This is a genomic window from Herbiconiux sp. SALV-R1, assembly GCF_013113715.1.
Lineage (GTDB): Bacteria > Actinomycetota > Actinomycetes > Actinomycetales > Microbacteriaceae > Herbiconiux.
This window is the reverse complement of record NZ_CP053344.1, coordinates 2,182,326-2,192,516: the sequence shown is the minus strand read 5'-3', so window position 1 is coordinate 2,192,516 and position 10,191 is coordinate 2,182,326. Positions and strand designations below refer to the sequence as shown.

Below are 10,191 nucleotides of genomic sequence, written 5' to 3'. Positions count from 1 at the left end.
AGGTGGACTCTGGCCAGCACCCTCCCTGGTGGGCTGTCTTGGTCGCGCAAAGTGCTCCTTCACGCGCGCTGGGGAGCAGTTTGCGCGACCAACTTGACGCGCCCCGCACCCAGCACCCAGCACGAACGATCGACCTGGCGCAAAACGCCCCCTCCGCGCAGCGGAAGGGGCGTTTTGCGACGGGTCGATCGAGGCGAACCCGCGAGGCGGGGCGGGGCGGGCCGGCGGCCGCGCCCGCCTAGTGGGTCGAGGGCTCGGTCTCGACCTCGGAGCGGTCGCCCGACCAGAGGGTGTGGAAGGTGCCCTCGCGGTCGACGCGCTTGTACGTGTGGGCGCCGAAGAAGTCGCGCTGCCCCTGCACCAGCGCAGCGGGGAGCCGCTTCGTCGCGAGCGAGTCGTAGTACGACAGCGCCGCGCCGAAGCCCGGGATCGGCACGCCCGACAGCGCCGCCGTCGACACCACGCGCCGCCACGCAGCCTCGCCGTCGGCCACAGCCGACGCGAAGTACGGGTCTTCGAGCAGCGTCGCGAGCTTCGGGTTGTTCTCGTAGGCCTCGACGATGCGGTTGAGGAACTGCGCTCGGATGATGCAGCCCGCCCGCCAGATCTTCGCCACCGCACCCTTGTCGATGTCCCAGTCGTACTGAGCGGCGCCCGCGATGATCTCGTCGAAGCCCTGCGCGTAGGCGACGACCTTCGAGGCGTAGAGGGCGGCACGGATGTCGTCGGCGAACGAGTCCACATCCACCGACACGACGTCGGGTCGCGAGGTCACGACACCTTGCACCGCAGCGCGCTGCTCGGGCTTCGACGACACCGAGCGCGCGAACACGGCCTCGGCGATACCGCCGACCGGCACACCCAGATCGAGGGCGTTCTGCACGGTCCACGAGCCGGTGCCCTTGGCGCCGGCCTGGTCGAGCACGATGTCGACGAAGGGCTTGCCCGTGTCGGCGTCGACCTGGCGCAGCACCTCGGCGGTGATCTCGATGAGGTACGACTCGAGGTCGCCCGAGTTCCAGGCGTCGAACACCTCGGCGATCTCGGCCGGCTCGCGGCCGGTCACGGTGCGGAGCAGGTCGTAGGCCTCGGCGATGAGCTGCATGTCGGCGTACTCGATGCCGTTGTGCACCATCTTCACGAAGTGACCGGCCCCGTCGGTGCCGATGTGGGTGACGCAGGGCTCGCCCTCGGCGACCGCGGCGATCGACGCGAGGATGGGGCCGAGCGTCTTGTAGGCCTCGGCGGTGCCGCCGGGCATGATCGACGGGCCGTTCAGCGCGCCCTCCTCGCCGCCCGAGATGCCGGTGCCGACGAAGTGGATGCCGGTTGCCGAGACGTCTTTCTCGCGGCGGATGGTGTCGTGGAAGTTCGCGTTGCCGCCGTCGACGATGATGTCGCCCGGCTCGAACCGCTCGGCCAGCTCGGAGATGACGGCGTCGGTGCCGGCCCCCGCCTGCACCATGATGATCGCGGTGCGCGGCTTCGCCAGCGAGGCGACGAAGTCGTCGATCGACTCCGAGGCGACGAAACCGGCCTCGGGGTGCTCCGAGACGAGCTTGCGGGTGCGCTCGGGGGAGCGGTTGTAGACGGCCACCGTGTTGCCCTCGCGGCTGGCGAGGTTGCGGGCGAGGTTCGAGCCCATCACCGCCATCCCGACGACTCCGATGTTGGCGGTTCCCGACGCTTCAGACATGCGTGTTGCTCCTTGGAAGAGGTGGATGGCTCCAGCGTAGTAGAGCGCATGCGGTAGGCTGGGCGACTGAACTTCGGCGAGGGATGCCGCGGCGGCTCTGCGAGGGCCGGCACGAGCATCCGTTATCGACGCGGTGGGCTGGACCTTGAACCGTCTTTCCTCTCGCTTCACGCGGTCGAGTTGAAAATCATACGAATCAGGCGGGCCACGATGCTCGCCGCAGAAGGAGAACATCATGGCTGACGAGAACAAGGTCTCTGCGGAGGTCCGCACCCAGTTCGGCAAGGGGGCGGCCCGCCGCATCCGTGCCGCCCACAAGATCCCCGCCGTCATCTACGGCCACGGCACCGACCCGCAGCACGTGACCCTGCCCGGCCACCAGACCGCGCTCATCCTGCGCAAGGCGAACCAGGTGCTCGAGCTCGACATCGACGGCACCGAGCAGCTCGCCCTGGTCAAGGACGTGCAGAAAGACCCCGTGCTGCAGATCATCGAGCACATCGACCTCATCGTCGTGCGCAAGGGCGAGAAGGTCCAGGTCGAGGTGCCCGTGCACCTCGAGGGCGAGTCGTTCTCGGGCACCATCGCCACGCAGGATGCCGCGACCGTGCTGCTCGAGGTCGAGGCCACGAACATCCCCGAGCGCATCGTGCTCTCGATCGAGGGCCTCGAGGAGGGCACCCTGGTGCACGCGAAGGAGCTCGAGCTGCCCAAGGGCGCGACCCTCCTGAGCGAAGAGGACATGGTCGTCGTCGGCATCACCGTGCCGGTCGCCGACACCGACGACGAGGCACCCGCCGAGGGCGAGGGTGAAGAGGAGTCCGTCACCCCCGAGCCCGAGGCCGAGTAGCACCTCTCGCATGAGCGCATCCGATCTGTGGCTCGTGGTCGGGCTCGGCAACCCCGGGCCCGGCTACGCGGCCAACCGGCACAACGTCGGCCAGATGGTGGTCGACGAACTCGCCGAACGGATGCGCGCATCGTTCAAGCCGCACAAAGCGAACGCGCGGGTCGCCGAAGGACGAACTGTCCCCGGGGGCCCGCGCTTCGTGCTGGCGAAGCCGAACACCTACATGAACGTGTCGGGCGGGCCGACCAACGGGCTGCTGAAGTATTACGGTCTGGCGCCCGAGCAGCTCATCGTGGTGCACGACGAACTCGACATCCCCTACGACACCCTGAAGCTCAAGCAGGGCGGCGGCCACGGCGGCCACAACGGCCTGCGCGACATCATCGCCGCCACCGGCAGCGCCGACTTCGTGCGCGTGCGCGTCGGCATCGGACGGCCCCCCGGCCGGCAGCAGGCCGCCGACTTCGTGCTGCAGAACTTCTCCAGCACCGAACGCGACACCCTCCCCAACCTCATCGTCGACGCAGCGGATGCGGTCGAACTGATCGCAGGATCGGGCCTCACCGCTGCCCAGCTCAAGGTGCATACGGGCTGAGCCCCTGCGCGGCCGGGTGTCGGTGGGGGCGCGTAAACTCGGGAGCATGCTTCAGGGCCTGATCTCTGCGCTCTCGCGCGCCTCGACGGTGGAACGAGGGCTGGCGAACGCCGGCCGTGACAGCGATTTCTCGATGCCCGAAGGCATCCGCGGGCCGTTCCTCGCGGCCATGCTGAACCGGCGTGTCGAACGCGGTCTCCCGGCGGCGATGCTCGTCGTCACCGCCACCGGCCGCGAGTCGGAGAAACTCCGCGAGTCGCTCGCGAGCTACCTGCCCGCCGCGTGCATCGTCGAGTTCCCGGCCTGGGAGACGCTCCCGCACGAGCGCCTCAGCCCGAGTGCGGAGATCGTGGGCCGCCGCATCGACGCCCTGCGGCGTCTCGTCGACTGGCAGCGCGCATCCGATGCCGGTCAGAACCCCGAACCGATCGTCGTGGTCGCCTCGGTGCGGGCCGCCCTGCAACCGATCGCGGCGAACCTCGCCGACCTCGACCCGATCGTGCTCGAGAAGGGCGCCCGCGGCTTCGATCTCTCGGCGCTGTCGCTGCAGCTCGTCGAACTCGCCTACTCGCGCGTCGACATGGTCACGCGGCGCGGGGAGTACGCGGTGCGCGGCGGCATTCTCGACGTCTTCCCGCCGATCGCCGATCACCCCTACCGCGTCGACTTCTTCGGCGACGAGGTCGACGAGATCCGCGCGTTCTCGGTGGCCGACCAGCGGTCGCTGCCCGACCCGGTGGAGCAGGTCGTGCTCCCGCCGAGCCGCGAGCTGCTGCTCAGCGAGCCGGTGCGGCAGCGGGCCCGCGAGATGCAGCACGAGTTCCCGAGCCTCGCCGGCATGCTCGAGAAGATCTCGGCGGGCATCCCGGTCGAGGGCATGGAGTCGCTCGCCCCCGCCCTGCTCGACCAGCTCGTCACCATCGCCCACTACCTGCCCGAGGGCGCAGCCGTCGCCGTCGTGTCGCCCGAGCGGGTGGCGACGCGCGCCGTGAACCTCTCCGAGACGAACCGCGAGTTCCTCGCCGCGGCCTGGACAGCCGCCACCGCGGGCGCCGAGGCCCCCATCGACCTCGCCTCGGGCGAGTTCATCACCCTCACCGACCTGCGGCACGCCGCCGGCACCGGCCGGCCCTGGTGGACGCTCAGCGAGTTCCAGCTCGGCCCCGACGAGAGCGAGGTGCTGCCCGAGCACCGCGAGCTCGAGGAGCACCTCACCATCCGCATCCAGGCCGACGCCGTGCCGAGCTTCTCGGGCAACGCCGACGGGGCCATCGCCCACGTGGCGTCGCGGCTCGCCGACGGGTGGGTCGTCGCCGTGGCTGCCAAAGGCCAGGGGCTCGTCGAGCGCGCCGCCGACGTGCTCGGGGAGCGCGAGGTCGCCGCCCGTATCGTCGACGACCTCCCCGCCGATCCCGAGCCCGGGGCCGCCTACCTCGTGCAGGCCGGCGTCGAGCACGGCTTCGAGCTGCCCGAGCTCAAGATCGCCCTCATCGGCGAGACCGAGTTCTACGGGCGCACCGTCGGCTACGACAACCGCCAGGTGAAGAAGCTCGCGAGCCGGCGCAAGAACGTCGTCGACCCGTTGCAGCTCAAGGCCGGCGACTTCGTGGTGCACCAGACCCACGGCATCGGCAAGTTCCTCGAGCTCACCCAGCGCGAGGTGTCCAGCGGCGGCCGCAACGCGGTGAAGACCACGCGCGAGTACCTGGTGATCGAGTATGCGCCGAGCAAGCGCGGCTACCCGGGCGACAAGCTCTACGTACCCACCGACCAGCTCGACCTGCTCTCCCGCTATGTCGGCGGCGAGGCCCCCGGCCTCAGCAAGATGGGCGGCAGCGACTGGGCGGCCGCCAAGGGCAAGGCGCGCAAGGCCGTGCGCGACATCGCCGTCGAGCTCGTGAAGCTCTACTCGGCGCGCATGGCCTCGAAGGGTCACGCCTTCGGCCCCGACACGCCGTGGCAGCACGAGCTCGAAGAGGCCTTCCCGTTCCAGGAGACGCCCGACCAGCTGACCGTCATCGACGAGGTGAAGGCCGACATGGAGCGGCCCATCCCCATGGACAGGCTGCTCTCCGGCGACGTCGGCTTCGGCAAGACCGAGATCGCCATCCGCGCCGCGTTCAAGGCGGTGCAAGACGGCAAGCAGGTCGCCATGCTCGTGCCCACCACTCTGCTCGTGCGGCAGCACCTCGAGACCTTCCAGGAGCGCTTCGCCGGGTTCCCCGTGCACCTCAAGGCGCTCAGCCGCTTCCAGACCGAGAAGGAGTCGCGCGAGACCATCGCGGGGCTCGCCGACGGCACCGTCGACGTCGTCATCGCGACCCACCGCATCCTGAGCGACACCATCGTGTTCAAAGACCTCGGCCTCCTCATCATCGACGAGGAGCAGCGGTTCGGTGTAGAGCACAAGGATGCGCTGAAGAAGCTGAAGACGAACGTCGACATCCTCGCGATGAGTGCGACGCCCATTCCGCGCACGCTCGAGATGGCGGTGACCGGCATCCGCGAGATGTCGACGCTCGCGACGCCCCCGGAGGATCGCCACCCCATCCTCACCTTCGTGGGGCCGTACTCCGACAAGCAGGTCGCGGCCGCCATCCGTCGTGAGTTGCTGCGCGAGGGGCAGGTGTTCTTCGTGCACAACCGGGTGTCGTCGATCAACCGGGTCGCCGCGCAGCTCGCCGAGCTGGTGCCCGAGGCGCGCATCGCGGTGGCGCACGGGCAGATGAACGAGCACGTGCTCGAGCAGGTGATCGTCGACTTCTGGGAGCGCAAGTTCGACGTGCTCGTGTCGACCACGATCATCGAGACCGGCATCGACATCGCCAACGCGAACACGCTCATCGTCGACCGGGCCGACAAGTACGGGCTGTCGCAGCTGCACCAACTGCGCGGGCGTGTGGGACGCGGGCGCGAGCGCGCCTACGCCTATCTGCTGTTCGACGAGCACAAGCCGCTGTCGGAGACCGCGAACGACCGGCTCTCCACCCTCGCCGCCAACAACGAGCTCGGCTCGGGCATGCAGGTGGCGTTGAAAGACCTCGAGATCCGCGGGGCGGGCAACCTGCTCGGCGGCGAGCAGGCCGGGCACATCGCGGGTGTCGGGTTCGACCTCTACCTGCGCATGATCGGCGAGGCAGTCTCGACCTTCCGCGGCGACGTCGCCGAGGGCCAGACCGAGCTGCGGCTCGAGCTCCCTGTCGAGGCTCACATTCCCGACGACTACGTCGACAGCGAGCGGCTGCGCCTCGAGGCCTATCAGAAGCTCTCGACCGCCTCGGCGCCCACCGCCTCCGACGACTCGATCGACCACGTCGTCGAGGAGCTCACCGACCGCTACGGCGAGCCGCCGCAGCCGGTGCAGAACCTGCTCGCCGTGTCGCGCCTCCGCCGCCAGGCTCAGAAGGCGTCGCTCAGCGAGGTGGTGACGATGGGCTCGAACCTGCGCATCGCCCCCGCCGACCTGCCCGACTCGTTGCAGGTGCGCCTGAAGCGCATGTACCCGGGCTCGAAGTACTTCGCGCAGACCAGCTCGATCTCGCTGCCCATGCCGGTCGTCGACGGCGCCCCGCTCGCCGACGCCGACCTCATCGCCTGGGCCTCCCAGCTCCTCGACGCCCTCTTCCCCGCGGCGAAGGCGGAGCCGGCGGGCACGGCGGCGTCGGCCTGACGTCGACGCAACCGCGTAGGTTTGTCGGTCGGGGGCGCAGAAATCAGTCTGGATGGTACGTCTGCGGCTCCTGCCCGATCGTGACATTCAGAATGCCGGTGGAGAGGACTAGTGCAGCGATCGTAGCCACACCGCGGGGCAGTATGCCGGTGAACATGTGTCAACCTTCCTTGTGCGATGATCCATGTCCCGATCCGGGACACCCGTAAACATGATATTGCCTCACCAAAGATTGAGGCGATATTCGAGGTGTCGGATCGTGCGACGTAGGCTCGGGGCATGAGCGAGAAGCCGACGCCCCTGCCGATGCCGTTTCCGGATGCGTCGAGCGAGCTCGAGAGGCTGGTGGCGGTGACCGCGTTGCTGCGGGCGCCGGGCGGGTGCCCGTGGGATGCGGAGCAGACTCACGAGTCGCTCGTGCGCTACCTCACCGAGGAGACCCACGAGCTCATCGACGCCATCGAGGCGGGGTCGCGCGACGAGTTGCTCGAGGAGCTCGGCGACGTGCTCTACCAGGTGGTGTTCCACGCCGACATCGCCGCGCACACGCCCGGCGAGGAGTTCACCATCGACGATGTCGCCGCGCACATGACCGCGAAGATGGTGGGGCGGCATCCGCACGTCTTCGGCGACCTCGACCTCAGCACCGCGGGCGAGGTCGAGAACGCCTGGGACTCGTTCAAGGCCGCCGAGAAGCCCACCCGCACCAGCGTGCTCGACGGCGTGCCGCTCGGCATGCCCGCCCTCGCTCTCGCCGACAAGCTCCTCGGCAAGGCGGCGAAGCTGGGCGTCAGCGCGCCCGAGGTGCCGCTCGACGCCCCAGCCGCCGACGAAGCCGAGCTCGGGGCGCAGCTGCTCTCCGTCGTCGGCGCCGCCCGCGCCCGCGGCCTCGACCCCGAGCGGGCGCTCCGCACCGCCCTCCGCGCGCTGCGCGCCGAGGTGACGGCGGCCGAGGTGACGGCAGTCGAGACGGATGCGGCGGCGGGGATGACGACGGATGCTGCGGCCGAGCCGGCGACCGAACGACGGAACATCGGCGGCTGAGTCGAACCAGCATCCGTCGTTTGGACAGATGAGGCTGAAACTCCGTCGTTGTGCCGAGGCGCGGCCCAGCCTCCGGCGCCCGGGCCTACGCGATGCGGCTGCCCTTGGCGAGGCGGCCGGCGGGGGTGCGGGTGGAGGCCCAGGCGCCCCAGAGGGCGAGCGCGGCGAGTCCCGACTGCAGGGCGAGGCCGATGAACCAGCTCGGAACGCCGGTGCGCAGGAGCTCTTCGGCGGTCGGCTGGTCGTCGTCTTCGAAGCCCGAGACGGCGAGGGCGCAGTAGTCGGTGAAGGTCTCGGTCTCGGGCGCGATCTGGGCCTGGCGGACGCCGAGCGCGATGTAGCCGAAGAGGTCTTGCGGGTTGCCGTTGTCGTCGAAGTCGCCGTACGACGCATCGGCCACCACGACGTAGGGGTTGACCGCGAGCAGTCCCCAGTAGGGGTCGAAGCGCGGCACCGTGTAGGTCGAGACGGTCGTGCCCGGCTTGCACTCGAAGGTCGTGCCGTCGGCCCGGTAGGCGGGCTCGACCGTGGTGTTCGTGACGGTGACCTGGGTGACCGATCCGGCGATGGCGAAGGCGATGAGGGTGCCGAGACTGAGCGCCGCGATCGCTAGGTAGCTCACCACCACCGAGAACAGCGGCTTGCGGATGACACCCGAGAGCCCCACGCCGATCGCCGACAGCACGCCGAGCTGCGCGGTGAGGATGAGCAGTGACGACAGCGCCGTCGCTCCCGACACCTCGCCGAACGCCGACGCCAGCAGCAGGAACGGTGAGGTGATGGCAAGCAGCGCCAGCGACGCCACCCAGGCGGCGAGCCACTTGCCGATGACGATCTGACCCGTGGTGACCGAGGTGACCTGGATGGTCGCCAGGGTTCCGCCTTCGCGCTCACCGTTCACGGCGGTGCCCGACAGTGCCGGGGTGATGAGGCTCGCCAGCAGCAGCACGAAGTAGACGACCGAGGAGTACAGCGCGCCGCCCGTCGTGCCGAAGCCGCCCGCGATGACCGCCACACCGAGGGTGACGATCGCGACGAGGGCGAAGCAGACGCCGAGGATGACGTACCAGGCCACCCCGCGCACCCGCTGCTTCAGCTCGAGCGCGAGGATGAGACCGACCCCGCGCCAGAAGCCCCCGATCCCGCCGAACCCGGGAGCGCCGGGAACACCCGGCCCGCCCGCGCCGGGAACGCCCGGCCCGCCCGCGCCGCCCGTTCCGCCCGGCACGACCGACCCGCCCACACCGTCCTGCGCGCTCACGCCGCACCCCCGTCCCGCAGCCCCTGCATTGTGCGTTCGAGCTCACCCGAGGCGGGCGCGAACCAGCTCACCTGCACCCCGGCCGCCACCAGTGCCGAGAGCACGGCCGCAGCATCCGTCTCGTCGGTCATGGCGACCGTGAAGCCCTGACTGTCGACGCCGATGCGCGAGGCGTCCACCCCGATGCCCTCGAGCTGCGGACCGAGCGCGAAGCCGTCGAGCGACTTCACCCGCCACACCCGCGACGACGCCCGCGCTCGCGCCACGGCCTCGCGCGACGCGGTGACGCCGTGGTCGAGGTAGACGGCATCGGTGGCGAGCTCGTCGAGCTCGGAGAGCACGTGGCTCGAGACGAGGATGGTGCGCCCCTCGGCCGCGAGCGCGAGCAGCAGCTCGCGCAGCTCGATGCGCGCCACGGGATCGAGCCCCGACGCGGGCTCGTCGAGCAGCAGCACGCGCGGGTCGTTCGAGAGGGCGCGCGCGAGCGACAGCTTCTGCTTCTGCCCGCGCGAGAGCACGCGGGTGGGTCGGGCGGCCAGCTCGGTGAGACCGACGAGGTGGATGAGCTCCCAGGCCCGGTCGTTCGCCACGGTTTTCGGATGCCCGTAGAGCCGGTGAGTCATCGCCAGGGCCGAGTGCACGGTGAGGTTGTTCCACGATCCCAGCGCGTCGGGCATCCACCCGACGATGGGGCGCACGGCACGCGGCTCCGCCACCGGGTCGATCCCACCGATGAGGATGCGCCCCGCGTCGGGCCGCAGCAGCGTCGCCAGCATGAGCAGCAGCGTCGTCTTGCCCGACCCGTTCGGCCCGATCAGTGCCGTCACCGCCCCCGCCCGCGCCTCGAACGACACCGACCGCACGGCCTCCACCGCCCCGAACGCCCGCCGCACCCCCTCGACGACGATCCCCGCCCCCGCGGCCGACGCCGCACCCGGAAATGCCGGTACCTCACTCATGCTTCCCCCACCTCGTCGCCTCCGAACGTAACAGCCGACCCCGACGAGCGACGAAGTCGATGGAGGATTCGGAGGGAACGGGACAAATCCTCCATCAAGTTCCGCCACCGGGCCAG

7 protein-coding genes are annotated in these 10,191 nt (G+C 70.0%); 4 read left to right on the top strand and 3 right to left on the bottom strand.

The genetic code is table 11. The features are described 5' to 3' along the window. Positions 1-238 precede the first annotated feature (238 nt). Positions 239-1,696 (bottom strand): NADP-dependent phosphogluconate dehydrogenase, encoded by a 1,458-nt coding sequence (gndA, locus tag HL652_RS10520; RefSeq protein WP_171705275.1) that lies wholly within the window; start codon positions 1,694-1,696, stop codon positions 239-241. A 235-nt stretch (positions 1,697-1,931) separates the two neighbouring features. Between gndA and HL652_RS10515 the strand changes: the two genes are divergently transcribed. From HL652_RS10515 to HL652_RS10500, 4 genes are all read left to right on the top strand, one after another. Next, complete coding sequence (locus HL652_RS10515) at positions 1,932-2,546, top strand: 50S ribosomal protein L25/general stress protein Ctc (RefSeq protein WP_171705274.1); 615 nt, start codon at positions 1,932-1,934, stop codon at positions 2,544-2,546. Between the two features lie 10 nt (positions 2,547-2,556). Further along, positions 2,557-3,141 (top strand): aminoacyl-tRNA hydrolase, encoded by a 585-nt coding sequence (gene pth, locus HL652_RS10510; protein ID WP_171705273.1) that lies wholly within the window; start codon positions 2,557-2,559, stop codon positions 3,139-3,141. Positions 3,142-3,187: 46 nt separating this feature from the next. Continuing rightward, the gene (gene mfd / locus HL652_RS10505) at positions 3,188-6,811 is read left to right on the top strand and encodes a transcription-repair coupling factor (protein ID WP_171705272.1); all 3,624 of its coding nucleotides are present in this window, start codon (positions 3,188-3,190) and stop codon (positions 6,809-6,811) included. A 279-nt stretch (positions 6,812-7,090) separates the two neighbouring features. Then, a complete protein-coding gene (locus HL652_RS10500) occupies positions 7,091-7,855 on the top strand; it encodes a nucleoside triphosphate pyrophosphohydrolase (protein ID WP_253743787.1) in 765 nt (254 codons plus the stop codon). A gap of 85 nt (positions 7,856-7,940) precedes the next feature. Here the strand turns inward: HL652_RS10500 and HL652_RS10495 are convergent, their stop codons facing one another. Further along, positions 7,941-9,116 (bottom strand): ABC transporter permease, encoded by a 1,176-nt coding sequence (locus HL652_RS10495; protein ID WP_253743785.1) that lies wholly within the window; start codon positions 9,114-9,116, stop codon positions 7,941-7,943. Further along, positions 9,113-10,075: an ABC transporter ATP-binding protein gene (locus tag HL652_RS10490; protein ID WP_171705271.1), complete on the bottom strand. Its 963-nt coding sequence runs from the start codon at positions 10,073-10,075 to the stop codon at positions 9,113-9,115. Before HL652_RS10490 ends, HL652_RS10495 begins: the two co-directional genes overlap by 4 nt. Between the last annotated feature and the right edge of the window lie 116 nt (positions 10,076-10,191).

What these genes read in the sequence shown, in the direction of transcription:
- gndA (WP_171705275.1), bottom strand. Translation starts at nt 1,696, where the DNA reads ATGTCTGAAGCGTCGGGAACCGCCAACATCGGAGTCGTCGGGATGGCG.
- HL652_RS10515 (WP_171705274.1), top strand. Translation starts at nt 1,932, where the DNA reads ATGGCTGACGAGAACAAGGTCTCTGCGGAGGTCCGCACCCAGTTCGGC.
- pth (WP_171705273.1), top strand. Translation starts at nt 2,557, where the DNA reads ATGAGCGCATCCGATCTGTGGCTCGTGGTCGGGCTCGGCAACCCCGGG.
- mfd (WP_171705272.1), top strand. Translation starts at nt 3,188, where the DNA reads ATGCTTCAGGGCCTGATCTCTGCGCTCTCGCGCGCCTCGACGGTGGAA.
- HL652_RS10500 (WP_253743787.1), top strand. Translation starts at nt 7,091, where the DNA reads ATGAGCGAGAAGCCGACGCCCCTGCCGATGCCGTTTCCGGATGCGTCG.
- HL652_RS10490 (WP_171705271.1), bottom strand. Translation starts at nt 10,075, where the DNA reads ATGAGTGAGGTACCGGCATTTCCGGGTGCGGCGTCGGCCGCGGGGGCG.